21 protein-coding genes and 1 pseudogene are annotated in these 19,899 nt (G+C 56.4%); 15 read left to right on the forward strand and 7 right to left on the reverse strand.

The features are described 5' to 3' along the window. Positions 1-46: 46 nt before the first annotated feature. The 4 genes from hisM to JYG33_RS00365 form a co-directional block, all read right to left on the reverse strand. A complete protein-coding gene (gene hisM, locus JYG33_RS00350) occupies positions 47-748 on the reverse strand; it encodes a histidine ABC transporter permease HisM (protein ID WP_207873654.1) in 702 nt (233 codons plus the stop codon). Next, entirely contained in the window at positions 748-1,437 is a 690-nt protein-coding gene (locus JYG33_RS00355; RefSeq protein WP_207873655.1) for an ABC transporter permease, read from the reverse strand. Before JYG33_RS00355 ends, hisM begins: the two co-directional genes overlap by 1 nt. A 16-nt stretch (positions 1,438-1,453) precedes the next feature. Next, on the reverse strand, positions 1,454-2,245 hold the full coding sequence (locus tag JYG33_RS00360; protein ID WP_207873656.1) for an ABC transporter substrate-binding protein: 792 nt from the start codon (positions 2,243-2,245) through the stop codon (positions 1,454-1,456). A 100-nt stretch (positions 2,246-2,345) separates the two neighbouring features. Beyond that, on the reverse strand, positions 2,346-3,014 hold the full coding sequence (locus tag JYG33_RS00365; protein ID WP_207873657.1) for a TIGR00730 family Rossman fold protein: 669 nt from the start codon (positions 3,012-3,014) through the stop codon (positions 2,346-2,348). Between JYG33_RS00365 and polA the strand changes: the two genes are divergently transcribed. Further along, positions 3,013-5,733, forward strand: coding sequence for a DNA polymerase I (gene polA, locus JYG33_RS00370; protein WP_207873658.1), 2,721 nt, complete (start codon positions 3,013-3,015; stop codon positions 5,731-5,733). The genes JYG33_RS00365 and polA overlap by 2 nt on opposite strands. Before the next feature lie 94 nt (positions 5,734-5,827). Here polA and JYG33_RS00375 read toward each other — a convergent pair whose 3' ends face one another. Next, positions 5,828-7,492 (reverse strand): Na/Pi cotransporter family protein, encoded by a 1,665-nt coding sequence (locus JYG33_RS00375; protein WP_207873659.1) that lies wholly within the window; start codon positions 7,490-7,492, stop codon positions 5,828-5,830. A gap of 60 nt (positions 7,493-7,552) precedes the next feature. After that, positions 7,553-7,906: a MarR family transcriptional regulator gene (locus JYG33_RS00380; protein WP_207875677.1), complete on the reverse strand. Its 354-nt coding sequence runs from the start codon at positions 7,904-7,906 to the stop codon at positions 7,553-7,555. A 172-nt stretch (positions 7,907-8,078) separates the two neighbouring features. On the opposite strand from JYG33_RS00380, the pseudogene JYG33_RS18640 reads away from it, so the two are divergent. From JYG33_RS18640 to JYG33_RS00395, 4 genes and pseudogenes are all read left to right on the forward strand, one after another. After that, positions 8,079-8,314, forward strand: a pseudogene (locus tag JYG33_RS18640) (hypothetical protein); the annotation flags it as partial. A gap of 113 nt (positions 8,315-8,427) precedes the next feature. Next, the gene (locus JYG33_RS00385) at positions 8,428-9,372 is read left to right on the forward strand and encodes an alpha/beta hydrolase (RefSeq protein WP_207873660.1); all 945 of its coding nucleotides are present in this window, start codon (positions 8,428-8,430) and stop codon (positions 9,370-9,372) included. A 68-nt stretch (positions 9,373-9,440) separates the two neighbouring features. Then, on the forward strand, positions 9,441-9,899 hold the full coding sequence (locus tag JYG33_RS00390) for a GNAT family N-acetyltransferase (protein WP_207873661.1): 459 nt from the start codon (positions 9,441-9,443) through the stop codon (positions 9,897-9,899). A gap of 25 nt (positions 9,900-9,924) precedes the next feature. Beyond that, on the forward strand, positions 9,925-10,545 hold the full coding sequence (locus JYG33_RS00395; protein WP_243430231.1) for a GyrI-like domain-containing protein: 621 nt from the start codon (positions 9,925-9,927) through the stop codon (positions 10,543-10,545). 126 nt (positions 10,546-10,671) lie between these two features. On the opposite strand, the gene htpX is transcribed toward JYG33_RS00395, so the two are convergent. Further along, positions 10,672-11,553, reverse strand: a complete 882-nt coding sequence (gene htpX / locus JYG33_RS00400; RefSeq protein ID WP_207873662.1) for a protease HtpX — start codon at positions 11,551-11,553, stop codon at positions 10,672-10,674. 245 nt (positions 11,554-11,798) lie between these two features. Here htpX and JYG33_RS00405 point away from each other — a divergent pair, with 245 nt between their 5' ends. The 10 genes from JYG33_RS00405 to rplI all read left to right on the forward strand — a co-directional run bounded on the left by JYG33_RS00405 (position 11,799) and on the right by rplI (position 19,730). After that, positions 11,799-12,707 carry a DMT family transporter gene (locus JYG33_RS00405; RefSeq protein WP_222667438.1) on the forward strand — a complete coding sequence of 303 codons (909 nt, stop codon included), beginning with the start codon at positions 11,799-11,801 and terminating at the stop codon, positions 12,705-12,707. Position 12,708: 1 nt separating this feature from the next. Beyond that, on the forward strand, positions 12,709-13,551 hold the full coding sequence (locus JYG33_RS00410; protein ID WP_243430360.1) for a sulfurtransferase: 843 nt from the start codon (positions 12,709-12,711) through the stop codon (positions 13,549-13,551). A 192-nt stretch (positions 13,552-13,743) separates the two neighbouring features. After that, entirely contained in the window at positions 13,744-14,010 is a 267-nt protein-coding gene (locus JYG33_RS00415; RefSeq protein ID WP_207873664.1) for an exodeoxyribonuclease VII small subunit, read from the forward strand. Position 14,011: 1 nt separating this feature from the next. Continuing rightward, a complete protein-coding gene (locus JYG33_RS00420) occupies positions 14,012-14,920 on the forward strand; it encodes a polyprenyl synthetase family protein (protein ID WP_207873665.1) in 909 nt (302 codons plus the stop codon). Between the two features lie 276 nt (positions 14,921-15,196). Further along, positions 15,197-17,062 (forward strand): 1-deoxy-D-xylulose-5-phosphate synthase, encoded by a 1,866-nt coding sequence (dxs, locus tag JYG33_RS00425; RefSeq protein ID WP_207873666.1) that lies wholly within the window; start codon positions 15,197-15,199, stop codon positions 17,060-17,062. Between the two features lie 149 nt (positions 17,063-17,211). Further along, positions 17,212-18,015, forward strand: a complete 804-nt coding sequence (gene folE2, locus JYG33_RS00430) for a GTP cyclohydrolase FolE2 (RefSeq protein WP_207875680.1) — start codon at positions 17,212-17,214, stop codon at positions 18,013-18,015. Between the two features lie 143 nt (positions 18,016-18,158). Next, a complete protein-coding gene (rpsF, locus tag JYG33_RS00435; protein ID WP_207873667.1) occupies positions 18,159-18,563 on the forward strand; it encodes a 30S ribosomal protein S6 in 405 nt (134 codons plus the stop codon). Positions 18,564-18,576: 13 nt separating this feature from the next. Then, the gene (gene priB, locus JYG33_RS00440; RefSeq protein ID WP_207873668.1) at positions 18,577-18,894 is read left to right on the forward strand and encodes a primosomal replication protein N; all 318 of its coding nucleotides are present in this window, start codon (positions 18,577-18,579) and stop codon (positions 18,892-18,894) included. 89 nt (positions 18,895-18,983) lie between these two features. Next, positions 18,984-19,256 carry a 30S ribosomal protein S18 gene (rpsR, locus tag JYG33_RS00445; RefSeq protein WP_003802444.1) on the forward strand — a complete coding sequence of 91 codons (273 nt, stop codon included), beginning with the start codon at positions 18,984-18,986 and terminating at the stop codon, positions 19,254-19,256. Positions 19,257-19,274: 18 nt separating this feature from the next. Beyond that, positions 19,275-19,730, forward strand: coding sequence for a 50S ribosomal protein L9 (rplI, locus tag JYG33_RS00450; RefSeq protein ID WP_207873669.1), 456 nt, complete (start codon positions 19,275-19,277; stop codon positions 19,728-19,730). Positions 19,731-19,899: the final 169 nt, after the last annotated feature.

The raw sequence follows: 19,899 nt of genomic DNA on the forward strand, positions 1-19,899 counted from the left end.
GGGCCGCTTTTGCAAGCGGCCCATTTTTTGTTCAGCACTTCAGCGTTCAGTGATTCAAAAATGCCATCTGGCGCTTTTCCACAATACGGAAAGCACCGACCAGAATGAAAGATACGCACAGATAAATCAGTGCAGCAATCCCGTAGGAGGTAAAGGTCTGGTAAGTGGCCGCATTGGCATCACGCGCGATCTTGAGCAGGTCAGGAACGGTGGCGGTAAAGGCCAGCGAGGTGGCATGCAGCATCAGGACCACTTCATTGCTGTACGCAGGCAGCACACGGCGCAAGGCTTGCGGCAGAATCACGCGACGGTACAGGGTCCAGCCGGACATGCCATAGGCACGGGCCGACTCGACTTCACCGGGAGGCATGGAGCGGATGGCCCCGGCAAAAATCTCGGTGGTGTAGCCCACGGTATTCAAGGTCAGTGCCAGAATCATGCAGTTAAAGCCGCTCATGAAGAAGGCTTCCAGTGCAGGCACGGATTTGATGATGGCCAGCTTGTACATGGCGGTATAGATCAGCAAGATCTGCACATACAAGGGCGTACCACGGAAAAAGTAGGTAAAGGCACCGATAGGGCGCGACAGCCAGGCTTTGCCCGAAACACGGCCTATCGCCATGAAAATGGATAGGAAAAAGCCGATCACAACCGAGATCACCAGAAGCCACAGCGTCATGGCCAGGCCCGAGAGCTGACCATTGCTTTGGTACAGATAGGCGCGCCAGAATTCGTTCAGAACATCCATTAGAACTGCGCTCCTTTCACGCCGATGTTATAGCGTCGCTCCAGATAGCTCAGCCCGATATTGCTGACAGCAGTCAGGCCCAGATAGATCAGGGCGGTGATGCCGACAAACAAAAAGGAATTGAAAGTCGCGTTACCGGCGTTTTGCGCAATCTTGACCACATCGCTCAAACCGATCAGGGATACCAGCGCGGTGGATTTGAGTAGAATCTGCCAGTTATTGCCCAGACCGGGCAGGGCGTAGCGCATCATTTGTGGAATCTGAATGCGGTGCAGAACTTGCCAGGCGCTCCAGCCACAGGCTTTGCCTGCTTCCATCTGCCCTTTGGGGATGGCCATCAAGGCACCGCGGAAGGTCTCGGCAAAGTAGGCGCCATAAATAAAGCCCAGGGTGACGACACCGGCACCAAAGGGATCGATCTCGATCATGTCCCATTCCAGCCAGTCCGTCAGTTCGTTCAGCCAGATTTGCAGGCTGAAAAAGAACAACATCAATAAGACCAGATCCGGGACGCCCCGGATCAAGGTGGTGTACAAACCGCCCACCCAACGCAGCAGCGAGGTGCGGGACAGTTTCATCAGGGCAGCGACCAGACCCAGCACCAGGGAAACCAGCAGTGAAAGCACCGCCAGTTTGATGGTTTCCCAGGTGCCCGCCAGCAACTGCGGCCCATAACCGTAAAGCAACATGGTTCAGATATCCAGGTCAGGGCGCGATGCGAATGTTTTCTTTTTGGAAGTACTTGTCGGCAAAGGTCTGCATGGTGCCATCGGCTTTCATTTCGCGCAGAACTTCATCAACGGTTTTCTTGAGTTTTTTGTTGCCCTTGCGCAGGCCCATGGCAATAGGCTCGTTCAGGATGGGGCTGTCGTCCACCGTGCTGCCGGTCAATTCAAAGTCGGCACCGGCAGGTTTGCTCAGAAAGCCTTCGATGGCGTTCTGGGCTTCCTGGAAGGTCGCGTCAACACGGCCACCGGCCAGGTCGTTGAAGGCATCGGTGTAGCTGGGGTAAGCCACAATCGTGACGCCGTTATTGGCCCAGTTCTGGCGAGCATAGGTTTCCATGGTGGTGCCTTGCTGCACGCCCACACGTTTGCCTTTCAGGGACTCGACGGTGGGTTCCAGGCCACTGCCTTTGCGGGCGGCCAGACGAACCGGCACGATGTACAGGGGTTCGGTAAAGTCGATGACCTTGGCGCGCGCCTCTGTGGCGGTCATGGTGGAGTTGGCCAGATCAAATTTGCGGGCTTGCAAGCCGGGGATCAAGCTGTCAAACGATTGGTCGATCCATACGCACTTGGCTTCCAGGCGTTTACAGATCTCGTTGCCGATGTCGATGTCAAAGCCTTGTAGCTCGCCGCTAGGGTCCAGGTACTCAAACGGGGGGTAGCCCGCTTCAGTGGCAAAACGGATTTCGGACGGTCCGGCTGCATGGGCAGCGGGCACCAGGGCACTGCAAAAAGCCACCATCAGGAGGCGGGCAAGCATTTTGTTCATGGGTCACTCCGGCAAATATCGACTAGCTTGTGGCATTCAATACAAATTCGGCCCTGCTGATGGAGGGCCGAAGAAAGACTGCAAATTTAACCCGTACGCCTTACTGGGGCAATGCGGGTTCCGCCCTAGGCAGTACGCAGCACTGGTTGATGTAGCTCATGACCTCGTCCAGATCGTCGGTCAGAACCAGCAAATTCAGGTCTTTGGGGCCAATCAGACCCAGCTCCATCAATTGCTCACCAATCCAGTCGATCAGGCCGGACCAAAAGGAAGTGCCGATCAGTACAATGGGTGCGGGTGGGACTTTGCCAGTTTGTACCAAAGTCATGACTTCAAACAGCTCGTCCAGGGTACCGAAGCCGCCGGGCAGGGCAATATAGGCCCAGCTATGCATGAAAAAGGTGGCCTTGCGCGAGTAGAAGTATTCAAACTGCAGACTTTGAGTCTGGTAAGGGTTGTTGGTGGTTTCATGAGGCAAGCGTATATTCAGGCCGATACTTTGCCCGCCTGCTTCATACGCGCCTTTGTTGGCGGCTTCCATCAAGCCGGGGCCACCGCCTGCAATCAGGGTGACGCCCGCCTCGGCCAGACGACGGCCCAGTTCCTGGGCGACTTCGTAGTAAGGATGACCGGGTTTGATGCGAGCGCTGCCAAAAACGCTAACGCCAGCACCCATTTCTTTTAATGTATCGACCGCAGTTTGCAGCTCCTTCATGATGGTAGGAATCTGCTCAGAGGCCGGTAAACGGACGATTTTATTGTTAGACATGAAAAAAACCTTGTTGCTCGTTGATGGTTCCAGCTATCTGTACCGAGCGTACCATGCGATGCCCGATCTGCGAAACGCGCAAGGCCAGCCTACAGGCGCCTTGTACGGGGTCATCAATATGCTGCGCCGCCTGCTACAGGATTATCAGGCGGACTATATGGTATGCGTTTTCGATGCCAAAGGCCGCACCTTCCGGGACGATCTGTACGATCAATACAAGGCTAACCGCCCCTCCATGCCCGAAGATATGGCGGTGCAAATAGAGCCTATTCATAAAGCCGTGCGCGCGATGGGCTGGCACCTGATTTGTCAGCCCGGCGTCGAGGCCGATGACATCATCGGAACGCTGGCTCGTCTGGCGGCAGAAAATGGTATCGAGACCGTGGTGTCCACTGGGGACAAAGACTTGGCCCAGCTCGTCAATGAGCATGTGCAGTTGGTCAACACCATGAATAACGAGAAGCTGGATGTAGAAGGCGTCACCACCAAGTACGGTGTGCGCCCAGACCAGATTATCGATTATTTGATGCTGATTGGCGACACCTCGGACAATATTCCCGGCGTGCCCAAGGTCGGTCCCAAGACGGCGGCCAAGTGGCTGGGCGAGTACGACAGCCTGGATGGACTGTTGCAGCATGCCGACAGTATCAAGGGTGTGGCTGGCCAGAACCTGCGTGATTTCAGCTCCAATTTCGAGATGACCCGAAAGCTGGTCACGGTGAAGCTGGATTGTGAAGTGCCCGGGTTTACGGGTGATTTTGCCGCCCTGACGCCCGAGCCACGCGACAAGGCTGTGCTGCAGGACATTTACGAGATCTATGGGTTCCGCACCTGGTTGCGGGAACTGACGGACGATCCCGATCGTGTACCGGCCCAGGATGCCCGTGTGCAGCCTGAAACACCTGCCGCCCCCGCCGAGCTGGATTACCAGACAGTCACTACGCAAGAGCAGCTCAAGGAATTGCTCGCCGTGCTGGAGAGGGCGGAGCTGGTGGCGCTGGACACTGAAACCACCTCTCTGGATCCCCTGACAGCGCGTCTGGTGGGTTTGTCCGTGTCGGTCAAGCCTGGCCAGGCCTTTTACGTACCCGTTGCACACCGTGGTTCGCTGGATGTGGAGCAACTGGATAAAGGCTATGTGCTGGATACCTTGCGCCCCTGGCTGGAAAGCGCGGATGCGGCCAAGGTCTTGCACAACGCCAAATACGATACCCACGTTTTGCTGAATGAGAAGATCCATTTGCGCGGCATACGCGAGGACACCATGTTGCAAGCCTATGTCCTGCAGTCGCACAAGCGCGTCAGCATGGAAGAGCTGGCCTTGCAATGGCTGGGTCTGAAAGGGGCGTCTTACGAAGATATTTGCGGCAAGGGTGCCAAACAGATTTGTTTTGACGAGGTGGATATTCCGGTCGCGTCCCAGTATGCCTGCGAAGATGCAGACTACACCTTGCGTCTGCATCAGTGCCTGCGCCCCCAGGTGGCTCAGGAAGAGGGGCTGGAACGTATTTATCTGCTGGAAATCCAGGCATCTGATGTGCTGACCATTGTGGAGCGTAATGGCGTCAAGATTGATGTGCCCACGCTGGCACGCCAAAGCCATGAGCTGGGCCAGAAGATGCTGGAACTGGAAAACAAGGCTTATGAGTTGGCCGACCAGCCCTTCAATATGAATTCCCCCAAACAAGTGGGCGAGATTCTGTTCGGCAAGCTGGGTATCCCCGTGGTGCGCAAGACCGCCAGCGGCGCACCGTCTACTGACGAAGATGTGTTGACCCGTCTGGCACAGGATTACCCCTTGCCGCAGGTCTTGCTGGAATACCGTGGTTTGGCCAAGCTCAAGTCCACCTATACCGACAAGCTGCCCAAGATGGTGAACCCGGACAGTGGCCGCGTGCATACCCGCTATGCGCAGGCGGCGGTTATCACGGGTCGTTTGGCTTCGTCCGATCCCAACTTGCAGAATATTCCAGTGCGTACCGCAGAAGGCCGCCGTGTCCGCGCTGCTTTTGTGTCGGAATTGGGCAAGATCGTGTCGGCTGACTATTCGCAGATCGAATTGCGTGTGATGGCCCATGTCTCGGGCGATACCAATTTGCAGCAAGTTTTTGAACAGGGCGGTGACGTGCACACAGCCACGGCCGCCGAGATCTTTGGTGTTGAGGATGCCAAAGACGTCAGCTCTGATCAGCGTCGCGCTGCCAAGGCGATTAACTTTGGTCTGATCTACGGCATGGGCGAGTTTGGCCTGGCCAGCAATCTGGGCATTACTCGCGATGCGGCTCGTGCCTATATTGATCGTTATTTTGCTCGCTACCCCGGCGTGACCAGCTACATGACGCGCATCAAGGCCCAGGCGCACGAGCAGGGCTATGTGGAAACCGTGTTTGGTCGTCGCCTATGGCTGCCTGAACTGAAAGGCGCGAAGGGGCCTCGCATGGCTGGTGCTGAACGTGCTGCGATTAATGCACCCATGCAGGGCACCTCGGCAGACTTGATCAAGATGGCGATGGTTGCGGTGCAGCGATGGCTGGAAGAAAAAGGTTTGCGCGCGCAAATGGTCATGCAGGTACATGACGAATTGGTATTCGATGTGCCTGAAGATGAACTGGAGATTCTGCGTGAGAACCTGCCGGGCCTGATGTGCAATGTGGCCAAGCTGGATGTGCCGCTGGTGGCTGAAGTCGGCGTGGGCGATAACTGGGAACAGGCTCACTAAGGTTTCCTGGCAAGCTCAAGGAAAAGGCGACCTGATGGTCGCCTTTTTTTTAAGTAGCAGAGCGTTTTGTTTTCTCGGCCTGGCTGCAGTCTGCTTACTCCTCGTTAGTACGTACCCGATTTGGCAGCAGTTCGTCGTGCTTGGCCAGAATCGGATACGCCGCCGCGCTGACCAGATACGAGTTGATTGTGCGTACATCGCGCAAAATCTCCAGGTACAAGGAGCCTTGCTCGGCCGAATCCAATTGACCCGCCTTGATCTTGCGAATATGGCGGTCTGCCGCAGCCACTTCCAGCTCGCGGAAGAAGTCTTTTTCAAAGGCCAGGAAGCGGGCGGTTTTAACGTCCTCGGCTACAAACAGAGCGGCAGCCTGACGTTGGTTGCGAATCAGTCTGTCCATGACTTTACCGATTTCCGCCTGCTCTTCCGATTGCAGCGTCCAACCCTGTTTACGCAGCTTGGCCGTGTGACTAAGCAAGCCATTCACGCTGATCGTTGCCGCGTGCGAGATATTGGTGGAGAAAGTCAGAATATCGTTCAGGCGACGAGTATCTTTCTTGCTCAGGTTCTCCTGATCCATGCTGGCCAGATAAGTGGTGATCAGCGGCTCCAACCGGTTGACGGCATTGCTGATATAGCGCGCATGGTTAATGCTTTGGGCGCTATTGTTCAGCATGTTCTGGCGGGCCGTGTCCAGAATCTCCTGCAACATATCGGACAGGCGCAGAGCTTCCCGTGCTGCATTACCCAAGGCCACGGCAGGAACTTCCTGAGCGGACTGGTCCAGATACAAGGGCAGGCCAGGATCGTCCGGGTCGGTGCGACGGGGCAGATAACGGCTGAGCAAACGCGAATAGGGCTTGAGCAAAGGTAGGAACAGTGCTGCGACCGCCAGATTGAAGAAGGTATGGAAGTTGGCGACGGCACGGGCTGGGTCATCGGTAAACCAACTCATCAAGTCGGGAATCCAGGGCAGTACGATCATGCCGATCAGACAGCCAAACACACGTGTGCCCAAGTTGCCTATGGGCAGACGTTTATTGGCTGGGTCCTTGGTGCCACCGGCACCCTCCAGAATCGGGTTGATGGCCGTACCCACGTTCGCGCCCAGCACCAGCGCATAGGTCAGTTGCGGGTCCATATGCTGGTGGCTGGCCAAGGAAATGATCAGCACCACAATGGCCACGCTGGAGTGCGCCGCCCAGGTCAGCAAGGCGGCCAGCAACATGCCAGTCATGGGGCTGCCTGCCAAGGCTTCCAGAATGGTTTGCAGCAAGGGGGCGTCCTGAATGGGCGAGAACAAGCCCACCAGTTCATGCAAGGACAGCAGCAAGAGGCCCAGACCAATAAAGACACGGCCCAGGTCACGGCGGCGTCCCGGTTCCTGCGAGCGGAACAGCCAGACACCCAACAGAATCAGGGCAGGGGCCAATGCCGTCATTTTGAAGGACAGCAATTGCACGATCAGGGTCGTGCCCACATTGGCGCCCAGCATGGCGGCCAGAGCCGGAACCAGAGCCACCATGCCGGTGGCGGCAAAGCTGGTAATCATCAGTCCGGTGGCGGTACTGCTTTGAATGGCGGCGGTAATGGCGGCGCCAGCAAAAAAGGCGCGCCGGGGTCGGCCCAGAGCATGGCCCATCCAGACGCCTAGCTCGGCACCAAAGGCGCGTTGCACACCGCTTTGCACCATGTGGATACCCCACAGGAGCAAAGCGATATAACCCCCGAAATCGAGAAGTGCGAAGATTTCTTTCATTACTAAATAATAGCCCAGCGCATCTTACAAGCGTGAGTCTCAGGTATCAGTTAGACACATCTAGGTGTTGGAAGATTGCCGCGTCTGTCGGGCAGCCTGATCCAGCCTTTTTGCAAATTGCGTTTGTTCCTGATCGGAAAAGGCCGACAGGGACAGTTCCTGCACCGTGCTCTGGTAGATCTGCCACATCTGTTTGCGCAAGGCCCGGCCTTCATCCGTGATGCTGGCAAAAGCAGCTCGGCCATCCTCAGAAGAGCGACTGCGCTGAACCAGACCCTGGGCTTCCAGCCGGTTGGCCAGTTCATGCATGCGGCGTGTGCCTTCCGGTCCGCTTTCCAGCCCCCATAAAACGTCGTACCAGGCATAGGGCGGCAATTTTTCTGCGGCCAGTCGGCATTCTATTTCTTTGAGAATGCTGCGGTGCGCTCATAGAGTAATTGCAATTGCAATCGTTTGGGTGAGGTGCTTGTCCTGCCCTGCGTCTTGCCCAGGCCTTGAGGACACAGCGTGGCAGTTCCGGGCTATCCACCTGGAGATTATTATGAATCACGCTTTGCCTGCGGCGGACCTGGGTCCGCAAGAGACGGAGTCCCTGTCTGCCATTGCCGTCGGTGGCCGGTAAAAGCTGAATAACCTGATCTTTGTGGTCAATTGCAATATGCAGCGTCTGGATGGCACGGTATGTGGGAATAGCAAAGTTATTCAGGAGCTGGAATCCAACTTCCGTGCCGCGGGCTGGAATGTCATCAAAGTGATTTGGGGGCAGGCTGGGATGATATGCTGGCCAAAGATAAAATCGGCCTGTTGCGTCAACGCATGATGGCCTGAGTGTCTCCCCCTGTCAGGGCAGCCCTTTGTTGACTGGTCCCCTTTTGTAGCGACAGGTCCGCTATTTTCTCCATCAAATCTTCATCATTCTGTGCCACAGTGCGGGCATGGGTTTTTTACATTCACTGGCCCGCTTGGCGGGCTTTGGCATTTTTTTAGGCGTGGGTCCTTTGGCCCAGGCCCAGCCTCAGGCCCATGATTTGGCCCGTGCCAATGGCACTGCCATTCGCTATTACATCCAGCCCGCTGCGCAGCCCCAAGCCGGGGAGCGTGAGCTGCTGCTGATTGTGCAGGGCTCGGACTGCAATAGCGTGGCGCACAAATCCTTGCTGTGGGACACACTGGCCCAAGCCCGCCCTCAGGCTGATGTGCTGGCGGTGGAGAAGTATGCCCTGAATGCCGACTTGCCTGTGAGTGACAAGGCAGAACGCGCAGACTGTCCCGCAGACTATCTTCGTCATGACAACCCCAAGCAGCGTGTGGCTGATCTGGATGCGGTATTGACGCAGGTTCAGGCTCGACAGGCTTATGGCAAAGTGTTTGCCCTGGGCGGCAGCGAGGGGGCGGTGATTGTTCATTTGCTGGCGGCGCAGACCTCCCATCTGGATGTGGCTGTCAGCTTTAACGGAGGCGGACGCTGGTTCGAGGACGATGTGCTTTACAGCGCCGCCAGTGAAGAGATGCCTGCTGCAGACAAGGAGGTCATGCTGGATGGCTTGCGCAGCTTTCTGAAGCAGGCGCGTGCAGGCATGGAGATCACGATGAGTGATCATGGCGGCGATTGGTGGCAGCAAATGCTGAACCTGGATCAGGCGGCGGTGTTGCGGGGTATCCGTATTCCTGCCTTGCTGATTCAGTCCGGGCGCGATACCTCGGTTTCCCCGCAAGCGGCGGCGGAGATGTTCGCGCAAGTGAATAACCCTCATCTTGTATGGAACAGCTACCCGGAGTTGGACCATGCCATGAATCAGCCCGATGGCCACTCGGCGATGCCGCAGGTGGTGGCTGATATTGCGCGGTGGTTGAGTCAGGCCGAAAAGACCAAACCTTAGGAATTTTGTTGGGTGACAGGGCTGGCATGCCTGGCCATCACTAAAGAATGTGTGTTTTGGAGTAATGAATGAGCAAGACAGTTTTGCGTGCGGCTGTGCCCGATGATGCCCGCGAATGCCTACGTATCCGTGGCCTGACCCGTGAGAATGCCTTTTCGGAGCAGGATTTGGAGGCATTGGGTATTACGGCGGAAAGCTGGGGGGCGGGCATTGAAGACGGCAGTTGCCCCGGCTATGTTGCCTTGGTGGACAGGCAGATGGCGGGCTACTGCTTTGCGGATATAGAAAGTGGCGAAATCATGGTGCTGGCGTTGTTGCCGGACTATGAGAGCCTGGGTTTGGGGCGTCGCTTGCTGGAGCGGGTGGTGCAGGATATGCACGAACGTGGTTTTGCGCGCTTGTTTCTGGCCTGCAATAGCGATCCCCAGGTGCGTTCTTACGGTTTTTATCGTCACCTGGGTTGGACCGAAAGCGGCCAGCGTGACGAATTTGGTGACGATATTCTGGAATATCACTTTACGACCTGAGTGTGGAGTCAGTTAGAGCCTCTTTATGCCTTATCAGAACATGATTGATTTAAGCCAGGACATGGCGACGTTAAAGACGCTATATGCCCCTTTGCAGCATCATTTTCGGGTGGTGGATGTGCCGACCTTGCCCTTTGCCATTCTGGATGGCAAAGGGGCTCCTGATCCTGCCAGTGTAGGAGTGGCGATTCAGGCCCTGTCTACCGCGCTTGAGCCCATACGACGTGAAGCACGGCAGCGTATGGGTCGTACCTTTATGGAAGCCCCGGTCGAGATTCTGTATTGGTCCGATAATCCGCACGATCTGGCGATGGGAACCCGGGATCGTTGGCAATGGCGTGTGCAAATCACCTTGCCCGTCTGGGCAGATGCGGCCTGTTTTGAGCAGGCAGTTGCACAAATGCGTGCTGCCTTGGGCGATGGGCCCGCTCCCCGTTGGGAGGCGGTGACGGAAGGCAAGTGCGTGCAGGTCATGCATGTTGGCTCTCAGGCTGAGCTGTCTGCTTTATTGCATCAGTTCTATACCGAGTACCTGCCTAAAGAAGGCTTGGAGCCTTTGGGCGTATATCACGAGATCTATCTGGATGACTGGAGCAAGATGGCTTCGAGTCGACGCAAGATGATCGTGCGCCAGCCCGTGCGCTAACTCTGCCTGTGTCAGCCCTTGGTCGTCGTGATGAAGGGCAGGCAGTAATAAAAAAACACCCCAAGAGCGCAATGGCTGTTGGGGTGTTTTGTTTAAGCGGCGCTGCCTTGGGCAGCGACTCCGGTCTTAAACCGACTGAGCGCTTTGCAGGGCCTGGATACGGGCTGCAATCGGTGGGTGAGAAGCAAAGATGGCACTGATCGAACGGCCACCCGAAATGCCGGAGGCTTCAAAGTTTTTGGGCAATTCGCCGGGAGCCATGCCACCCAGGCGGGCCAGGGCGTGGATCATGGGCTGGCGTGAACCCAGCAACTGGGCGGAACCGGCATCGGCACGGTATTCACGCTGACGCGAGAACCAGGCCACGATGATGGACGCCAGCACACCAAAGATCAGCTCAAACACAAAGACCGAGGCGTAGTAACCCATGCCCACGTCGCGCTCGTTACGCAGCAGCACACGGTCTACAAAGTAACCGGCCAGACGGGCCAGGAAGATCACAAAGGTGTTCACCACACCCTGGATCAAGGTCAGGGTGACCATGTCGCCGTTAGCAATGTGAGCGACCTCGTGGCCCAGAACGGCCATGACTTCTTCTTCGGTCATGCCACGCAGCAAGCCTGTGGATACGGCAACCAGGGCGTCGTTCTTGAAGGCGCCGGTAGCAAAGGCATTGGGCTCGCCATCGTAAATGGCCACTTCAGGACGGCCAATACCGGCGCGGTCAGCCAATTGGTGAACGGTGTCCACCAGCCAGGCTTCTTCTGCATTGGCGGGGGCGTTCGGGTCAATGACGCGAGCGTTCACGCTTTGCTTGGCCATCCACTTGCTCATCAGCAAGGAGATGATGGCACCGGTAAAGCCGACCAGTGCCGAGAAAATCAGCAATTGGGTCAGATCCAGACCTTGTGCGTTCAGGTAACGTCCTACACCCAAAATATTCATGGAGGCGCTCAGCACCAGCATGACGGCCAAGTTGGTTATTAAGAAAAGGACAATTCGTTTCATGAATGCGGATTCCGGTATGACAGAAAAAATCGTGATCGTGTGAGCATGATCTGCGCGGATTTTAGCCTTGATTCCAGGCGTGAAAACAAAAGATTCAGCTTTTAGTCAGCTTTTGAGCCGGATAGTTTCTGGCTCTCTGTTTCAAGCTGTTGTGTAAGTGGTCTGGATATGGGGTTACAAGGCCACTTTTACAAGGCGGGGAGTATAGTAATGGCTTTCCCTTATTACTGATTTGGTCTGATCACATGCAGTCATTATGGATGCTGGTAGCCTGCGCCATGTTTGCCATTATGGGGGCCTGTGTCAAAGTGTCCGCCGATGCTGGGGCATCAATGGCGCAAATCGTTCTGTTCCGGGGTGTGCCCTCGGTACTGCTCTTGGCGTTCTGGGCGAAAAGCCGTGGCCTGCGGCTGGCTCCCCAAAGCTGGAAGCTGCATATTCGACGTAATGTCTCCGGTGTCAGCTCCATGTGGCTGGGTTTTCTGGCCCTGGCAAATCTGCCCTTATCAACGGCTGTCAGCCTCAATTACACCGCTCCCTTATTTATTGCTTTCTGGATGCTTGCCTGGGGCGGCACCCAGCGTGACCCTGTGCGCCTGATCGCGGTCCTCCTGGGGTTCCTGGGGGTCGTCGGCGTGTTGCGGCCCAGTATTACGCCTGACCAGTGGTGGGCAGCCATGTTGGGCCTGTGTGCGGGAGCCCTCAGTGCCGTTGCCATGATGCAAGTGCGCGCTCTGGGACGTTCAGGTGAACCTGAATGGCGCACCGTGTTACTGTTTTCCTGTTTTGTCGTGTGCTCCAGCCTGGTCGGCTTGCTGTGGGAAGGTTGGCGCGAGCTGAGCTGGCGCGCCTGGCTGGCTCTGTTGGGCGTGGGTCTGTCCGGTTTGTTCGGGCAATTGACCATGACGCGCGCCTTTGGATTGGGCTCGGCCCTGTTGACCGCCGCGCTGCAGTACACCACGATTATTTTCGCCGCCCTGATTGGGATTGCTTTCTGGGGCGATGTACCTGACTGGCTAGCCTGGGCTGGCATGGCATTGATTATTGGGTCCGGTTTGTTGTCGGCCTGGCGCACCTACAGCGAGGATCGTATCTTGCGAGGTCAGGCCACGGCGGCAGAGCAGGCGCCCGTCAAGGAGGCAGAACGTGTTTGAATTGTTGATTAGCGCAGAACAAGTCCAGGCCAATCTGGGTAATGAAGATTGGCTTATTCTGGATGTGCGCCATGATTTGGCTAACCATCAGGCAGGCCGCCAGGCTTACGAGCAAGGCCATATTCCGGGTGCCGTGTTTCTGGATCATGAAGTGGATCTGGCTGCGCCCAAGACGGGCCTGAATGGTCGTCATCCCTTGCCTGGCCGCCACGAATTGGCACAGCTTTTGCAGCAAAAAGGCCTGCGCGATGGCATGCAGGTGGTGGTTTATGACGCCCAAAGCTCTTTGTTCGCCAGTCATATGTGGTGGATGCTGCGCTGGCTGGGTCATCCCCAGGTCGCCATTCTGGACGGCGGCTGGCAAGCCTGGCAGCAACTGGGCGGAGCCGAAGAAAGCGGACCGGCCAAACCCGTCCCCGCGTCTGCCCAGTTGAGTGTGCCTGAACAGGCCGCCATGCCTACCGTACAAACCGAACAGGTCCTGAAGAACCTGTCCAAACCTATCTTTACTGTTCTGGATGCCCGCGCCGCTGAACGCTATCGCGGTGATGTGGAACCGATGGACCCGGTCGCCGGTCATATTCCCGATGCACTGAACCGTTCGCACCTGAATAATCTGGGCGAGCAAGGGCGCTTCAAACCCGCCGATCAGTTACGTCAGGAGTTTCAGGACGTGCTCGGAACGATTTCGGCAGAGATGGTGGTGCATCAGTGCGGCTCGGGTATTACAGCCTGTCACAATCTTTTTGCGATGGAACTGGCAGGGCTGTCGGGCTCCAGTATTTATCCCGGCTCCTGGAGCGAATGGGTTAGCGACGCCAGCAGACCAGTTGCGCGCAGCTAGTCGCACAGTATGAGTTTCTGGTGCTGAGAAAGCCGCTCCAGAGCGGCTTTTTTACTGTTGGGCTGTCCCAAGGCTCGGGGCCCCCGATAAAAGCTCCCCTTGGGGAGGGCAGCAAGCCGCAGGCTCCCGTACAATGCCACTTCCAATTGGGCCGCAGCGCGTTCTGACTGCCCTCATTGATCAGGAATAGTTATGGTTAAATCTCGCGAAGATAATCCAAGCGCCCAGGCGCCAGCCCAGCAGGATTTCGAGTCCGCTCTGGCACAACTGGAAGCGCTGGTCGCTCGCATGGAAAGCGGAGCATTGCCGCTGGAGCAGGCTTTGCAGGCGTATGAGCAGGGCGTGGAATTAGCCCAATTGTGTCAGCGCAAACTGGACCTTGCGCAAGAGCAGGTCAGTGTGTTGCAAGGCAATTTGCTGCGTCCCTTGTCCGGGGATGAAGCCGTTGGAGATAGTTAAGATGAGTTCTACCAGTTTTTCTGATTGGCTTCAGGCTCGGGTTGAGCAGACTGAGTCCGTACTGGATCAGTTATTGCCCCCCGTCAGCCAGGAACCCGGTCGTTTGCACGAAGCCATGCGCTATTCCGTGTTGGGCGGTGGCAAGCGCGTTCGTGCCGCTTTGGTGTATGCCGCGGGCGAGGCCGCTCTGCAAGGCAAGCCTATGGCTGCTGCGCAATTGAAAGCGCTGGAGCTGGCTGCGGCGGCTGTGGAGCTGATTCACGCCTACTCGCTGGTGCATGACGATTTGCCCTGCATGGATGATGACAAGCTGCGTCGTGGCCGTCCCACCACCCATGTTCAGTTTGATGAAGCCTGCGCCATGTTGGCAGGCGACGCCTTGCAGCCTTTGGCTTTCGAGCTGCTGGCGCAAATGCCGATTGCACCTGCCCTGGTTGTGCAGGCGATTACTCAGTTGGCTCAGGCTGCGGGTAGTGCCGGTATGGCTGGTGGTCAGGCAATTGATTGCGAAAGCGTGGGCATTGCCCTGGATCGTGATCAATTGCAGGAAATGCACAGCATGAAAACCGGTGCCATGTTGCAGGCCAGTGTCTTGCTGGGCGGTATCGTGGCAGGGGCCTCCTCAACCGTGCGCAATGGTCTGGAAGAGTACGCACAGGCTGTGGGCCTGGCTTTTCAGGTTGTGGACGATATTCTGGATGTCACTGCGGATACGGCCACCTTGGGCAAGACGGCGGGTAAGGATGCTGCCGACAACAAGCCCACCTATGTGTCTATCCTGGGAATGGACGGTTCACGCGAGTTGCTGGGTGCGCTGAACGAGCAGGCTCAGTTGGCCTTGCGTCCCCTGGGGCCTGCCGCCGCGCGTTTGACGCAGTTGGCTGACTATATTGTGGGTCGAAATCATTAAGGTGTGCAGGACGGGCTTGCCAGGCGCTGCTTGTCTGCAGACGTCTTGATGGCTAGGGAGGCTGCCATATTGATTGGCGGCCTGTCCCTTGCTCTATAGCTTCAAGCCTTATAGGCCTTACTATTTTCCAGGCTGGTCCTGGTCGTTTTGTAGCAATGCTGGTGCTGGCTGCTCGTGTCACTTTGGCACAGGCCGCGAAGCGTTTTACAATAGCCGATTGGCGATTGTCTTTGAGACGGTCGTTTCACTTATTTGCCCGGATAGACGTCTTTTAGTATGACAACTGTTTCCCTAGAGCAGATCCAGTCTCCCGCCGACTTGCGCCAGCTTGATCAACGTGATCTTCCCGAGCTGGCACGACAATTGCGCGAGTTTGTTCTGCAATCCGTATCCAAAACCGGCGGGCATTTGTCGTCCAATCTGGGCACGGTTGAATTGACCACCGCACTGCACTATGTGTTTGAGACTCCCCACGACCGTATCGTGTGGGATGTGGGTCATCAATCCTATCCGCACAAAATCCTGACCGGACGCCGCGACCAGATGGGCGGCTTGCGTCAGCAAGACGGTATCTCCGGTTTCCCCAAGCGCTCCGAGTCCGAATACGACGATTTCGGCACCGCGCATTCCTCGACTTCCATTTCCGCCGTATTGGGCATGGCTGTGGCCTCGCGCAATGCGGGTATCGAGCGTCAGCACATTGCCGTCATCGGTGATGGCGCCATGACAGCCGGTATGGCCTTTGAAGCGCTGAACAATGCAGGTGTCACACCTGATGTGAATGTGCTGGTGGTGCTGAACGACAACGATATGTCGATCTCCCCACCCGTGGGCGCCTTGAATCATTATCTGGCCCGTCTGATGTCGGGTCGCTTCTACGCCGCTGCCAAGAATGTGGGCCGCGCTGTGTTGCAGCATGTTCCTCCCGTTCTGGATCTGGCACGTAAATTTGAAGGGCACGCCAAGGGGATTCTGTCTCCCGCGACCTTGTTTGAAGAGCTGGGCTTTAACTACGTCGGCCCTATCGACGGCCACGACCTGGACGCGCTGGTCTCTACCTTGAGCAATCTGCGCGAACTGGGTGGTTTGCAGTTCCTGCATGTGGTGACTCGCAAAGGGCAGGGCTACAAGCTGGCTGAGGCAGACCCTGTGCTGTATCACGGCCCCGGCAAGTTCGATCCCTCCGTGGGCCTGGTGACGCCGACGACCAAACCCCGTCCTAGCTTTACGCAGATTTTTGGTCAGTGGTTATGCGATATGGCCAAGCAGGACTCGCGTCTGTACGGTATTACGCCTGCCATGCGTGAAGGTAGTGGCATGGTGGAGTTCGAGCAGCAGTTTCCCCGTCGTTATTTCGATGTGGGTATTGCTGAACAGCACGCTGTCACCTTTGCTGGTGGCCTGGCCTGTGAGGGACAAAAGCCGGTCGTGGCGATTTACTCCACCTTTTTGCAGCGTGGCTACGATCAGCTCATTCACGATGTGGCCCTACAAAACCTGGATGTCACCTTTGCGCTGGACCGCGCCGGTATCGTGGGGGCAGACGGAGCAACCCATGCGGGCAATTACGATATTGCCTTCCTGCGCTGCATTCCCAATATGGTGGTGGCGACGCCTTCGGACGAAAACGAAACCCGCTTGTTGCTGACCTGTTGTTATCAGCATCCCGGGCCTAGCTCTGTACGTTATCCGCGTGGCGCTGGCATTGGCGCCCCAGTCGATCAGGAATTGAATACTGTTCCGCTGGGCAAAGCCAATCTGCGTCGTCAAGGCAAGAGCTTGGCCATTCTGGCATTCGGCCCTGTCCTGCATGAAGCCTTGAAGGCTGCTGAAGTGCTGGACGCAACGGTGGTGGACATGCGCTTTGTCAAACCCATGGACGAAGCTCTATTGCAGGAGCTGGCCCAAAGTCATCAGGCGTTTGTGACGGTGGAAGAGGGCTGTGTGATGGGCGGAGCAGGCAGTGCGGTGCTGGAGTTCGTCAGCCGCGACGCCTTGGTCATGCCCGTTTTGCAATTGGGCTACCCTGACGAGTTCATCGATCACGGCGATCAGAAGAAAATTGCCCAGGATCTGGGGCTGGATGCCGCCGGTATTGAGCGCTCCATTCGTGAGCGTTTCTCAAGTTTGCTTGAGGCATGATGCAATTGCGGCGTATTTGAGGCATTAAATACCTCAATATGCGTGTTGTTGTTAAGGTTATCGAACCTCGCTTGCGATAAGCGTAAGATAATAATTCATTATTGTTTTTATTTACGGTTGCGGCTCTGTCGTGGCTGAACCTGATGGATATGAATACAGTGTCGGAATCGCCTTTGGCCATGCCAGATGTGCAAAGCAGCATGGACACACGTCATGTTGCGATTCAGCGCGTGGGTGTGCGCGGGGTGCGGCATCCGATGATGCTGGACCTGCAAGGGCAGGCCGTGCCTACCGTGGCGCAATGGGAGTTGACGGTGGCTTTGCCACCTGAAGAAAAAGGCACCCATATGTCGCGCTTTGTGGCCTTGCTTGAGGAATACCGCCGTCAGCCCATGACGCCTGCCGGTTTCGTTCAGATGGCCCAGGCCATGTTGCCTTTGCTCAATGCCGGACGGGGCGATATGACCGCGTCCTTCCCCATTTTTCTGGAAAAAGTGGCTCCCGTGTCGGGTGTGGCCAGCCTGATGGATTACACCGTCAGTTGGACCGCGCGCGTGGCGGTGGACGCCCAGCCGGAGTTTGAGCTGTCTGTGCTGGTCCCGGTGACCAGTCTGTGCCCTTGCTCCAAAGCCATTTCGGAATACGGTGCGCATAATCAGCGCTCGCATGTCACGGTTCAGGCCGTGTTTGCCGATCCGGCTGCGCTGGACCTGCCTACGCTGATCAAATCGGTCGAAGAGCAGGCGTCCTGCCAGCTATGGGGTTTGCTCAAGCGCACGGACGAAAAATACGTCACCGAATACGCTTACGACAATCCCAAATTTGTTGAAGATCTGGTGCGGGACGTGGCCGTCAGCGTTCGCAGCTTGCCCGGAGTGTTGCGTTATAGCATCGAAGCCGAGAATTTTGAGTCGATTCATAATCACTCTGCCTACGCAAGCGTGCAGGGCTAAGGCTTTTGGCTTGTCAGCCAGCCTTTCTTGGTGCTAGTATCTATGGTTTCTTGCTCGACCCGGATTGAATGGGCGGGCTGTCGCGCTTGGTGCCTGGCTGTTTTTACGGCGGGTAGTAGGCGATATCCACAAGGAGTTGTTCCATGCGTCACTACGAAGTAGTGTTCATTGTGCATCCCGATCAAAGCGAGCAAGTGCCCGCCATGATCGAGCGCTATTCGGCGATTGTCACTTCCGAGGGCGGTACTATTCACCGTCTGGAAGACTGGGGCCGCCGTCAACTGGCTTACCCAATCCAGAAACTGGTTAAGGCTCACTACGTGTGCCTGAACATCGAATGCGGTCAGTCCATCCTGGACGAGCTGGAGCATTCCTTCCGCTACAACGACGCTATCTTGCGTTACCTCGTCGCTGGCACGAAGAAAGCCCCTGAAGGCGCTTCGGTCATGATGAAGTCCGTCGAACGCGAAGAAGCACGTAAAGCAAGCACCGAAGCCAGCGCCCCTGCGGCCGCTGAAGCCGAGGCTGAAGCTCAAGCTGAAGAGTAATAGTTCCGACTGCGTGAACCAGTTCACCCTTGACGGGCAACTTATCGACATCAAGCCCTTGCGTTATACGCCGGCGGGTGTCCCTGCTCTGGAATTGGTACTGGAACACGAATCTTCCGTCATGGAAGCCGGTCACTCCCGGCAAATCGCTCTGGCGATGCAGGTAGTGGCTCTGGGCAATAATGCTCTGGGTCTGGCAGACACTCCTTTGGGAGCCCGTTTGCAGCTACAAGGTTTTATTGCTCCAGCCCGTAAAGGCTCGACGCGTCTGGTGTTGCATGTACAGCAGTATCAGCGTCACTTTCCGGGACAAGGCTCTGTTACGGTCTGACTGGTCTGGATCGATCGTCGCGAAGTGTTCAACACCTCGCTTCACACTGAATTCTTCCGGGTATAGCCCGGTTACTAACGAGGCACAAAATGGCTTTCCGTAGAGGCAAAGACAAAAAACGCAAATTTGCACAACAGAACCCACTGTTCAAGCGCCGCAAATTCTGCCGCTTCACCGTCGCTGGCGTTGAAGAAATTGATTACAAAGATCTGGACACCCTGCGTGATTTCATCCAGGAAAATGGCAAGATCATCCCTGCACGTTTGACGGGCACTAAAGCTCACTACCAGCGTCAGCTGGATACCGCTGTCAAGCGCGCTCGTTTCCTGGCTCTGTTGCCGTACACCGACAACCACAAATAATCCAGAGGAACCTTAGTCATGCAAGTTATTTTGCTCGAAAAAGTCGCCAACCTGGGTAATCTGGGTGATGTGGTGCGCGTACGTGATGGTTACGCTCGTAATTTCCTGCTGCCACGCAAAGTTGCCCGCCGTGCTACGGCTGCTGCTCTGCAAGAGTTCGAAGCACGTCGTGCCGAACTGGAAAAGCTGCAAGCTGAAAAGCTGGCCGCTGCTCAGGCTCAGAACGAAAAACTGAACGGTCAAACTTTCACTCTGGTTCAAAAAGCCGGTGTGGACGGCCGTTTGTTCGGTTCCGTGACCACCATGGACATCGCCAATGCATTGCAAAATGCTGGTTTTGCCGACCTGGTCAAGACTCAGGTTCGTCTGCCAGACGGTCACCTGAAAGCTATCGGCGAGTACCCCGTTCAGGTTGTTCTGCACCCTGACGTGATCGCTGAAATCAGCGTTGTGGTTCAAGGCGACGTCGCCTAAGACTAGTGCGTTGACGCATGGTACATTCTTTCTTGGGATGTATCTGCCAAGCTCAAAAAAGCCGGTGCAAGCCGGCTTTTTTGTTTTCTCTTCATTTGTACGAAGAGGGCCAGCACACTGCCCGTGTGCTTGTGCTGCCGCTTCAGGTCCCGTCAGCTTAATTTCCTGT

Origin of the sequence: Alcaligenes sp. SORT26, from assembly GCF_017377875.1 — a bacterium.
In the GTDB taxonomy this organism is placed as follows: Bacteria; Pseudomonadota; Gammaproteobacteria; order Burkholderiales; family Burkholderiaceae_B; genus Alcaligenes; species Alcaligenes parafaecalis.

Excerpts from the sequence above, each read along its gene's own strand:
- hisM (WP_207873654.1), bottom strand. The coding sequence starts at position 748 with ATGGATGTTCTGAACGAATTCTGGCGCGCCTATCTGTACCAAAGCAAT.
- JYG33_RS00355 (WP_207873655.1), bottom strand. The coding sequence starts at position 1,437 with ATGTTGCTTTACGGTTATGGGCCGCAGTTGCTGGCGGGCACCTGGGAA.
- JYG33_RS00360 (WP_207873656.1), bottom strand. The coding sequence starts at position 2,245 with ATGAACAAAATGCTTGCCCGCCTCCTGATGGTGGCTTTTTGCAGTGCC.
- polA (WP_207873658.1), top strand. The coding sequence starts at position 3,013 with ATGAAAAAAACCTTGTTGCTCGTTGATGGTTCCAGCTATCTGTACCGA.
- JYG33_RS00365 (WP_207873657.1), bottom strand. The coding sequence starts at position 3,014 with ATGTCTAACAATAAAATCGTCCGTTTACCGGCCTCTGAGCAGATTCCT.
- JYG33_RS00375 (WP_207873659.1), bottom strand. The coding sequence starts at position 7,492 with ATGAAAGAAATCTTCGCACTTCTCGATTTCGGGGGTTATATCGCTTTG.
- JYG33_RS00385 (WP_207873660.1), top strand. The coding sequence starts at position 8,428 with ATGGGTTTTTTACATTCACTGGCCCGCTTGGCGGGCTTTGGCATTTTT.
- JYG33_RS00390 (WP_207873661.1), top strand. The coding sequence starts at position 9,441 with ATGAGCAAGACAGTTTTGCGTGCGGCTGTGCCCGATGATGCCCGCGAA.
- JYG33_RS00395 (WP_243430231.1), top strand. The coding sequence starts at position 9,925 with ATGCCTTATCAGAACATGATTGATTTAAGCCAGGACATGGCGACGTTA.
- htpX (WP_207873662.1), bottom strand. The coding sequence starts at position 11,553 with ATGAAACGAATTGTCCTTTTCTTAATAACCAACTTGGCCGTCATGCTG.
- JYG33_RS00405 (WP_222667438.1), top strand. The coding sequence starts at position 11,799 with ATGCAGTCATTATGGATGCTGGTAGCCTGCGCCATGTTTGCCATTATG.
- JYG33_RS00415 (WP_207873664.1), top strand. The coding sequence starts at position 13,744 with ATGGTTAAATCTCGCGAAGATAATCCAAGCGCCCAGGCGCCAGCCCAG.
- JYG33_RS00420 (WP_207873665.1), top strand. The coding sequence starts at position 14,012 with ATGAGTTCTACCAGTTTTTCTGATTGGCTTCAGGCTCGGGTTGAGCAG.
- dxs (WP_207873666.1), top strand. The coding sequence starts at position 15,197 with ATGACAACTGTTTCCCTAGAGCAGATCCAGTCTCCCGCCGACTTGCGC.
- folE2 (WP_207875680.1), top strand. The coding sequence starts at position 17,212 with ATGAATACAGTGTCGGAATCGCCTTTGGCCATGCCAGATGTGCAAAGC.
- rpsF (WP_207873667.1), top strand. The coding sequence starts at position 18,159 with ATGCGTCACTACGAAGTAGTGTTCATTGTGCATCCCGATCAAAGCGAG.
- rpsR (WP_003802444.1), top strand. The coding sequence starts at position 18,984 with ATGGCTTTCCGTAGAGGCAAAGACAAAAAACGCAAATTTGCACAACAG.
- rplI (WP_207873669.1), top strand. The coding sequence starts at position 19,275 with ATGCAAGTTATTTTGCTCGAAAAAGTCGCCAACCTGGGTAATCTGGGT.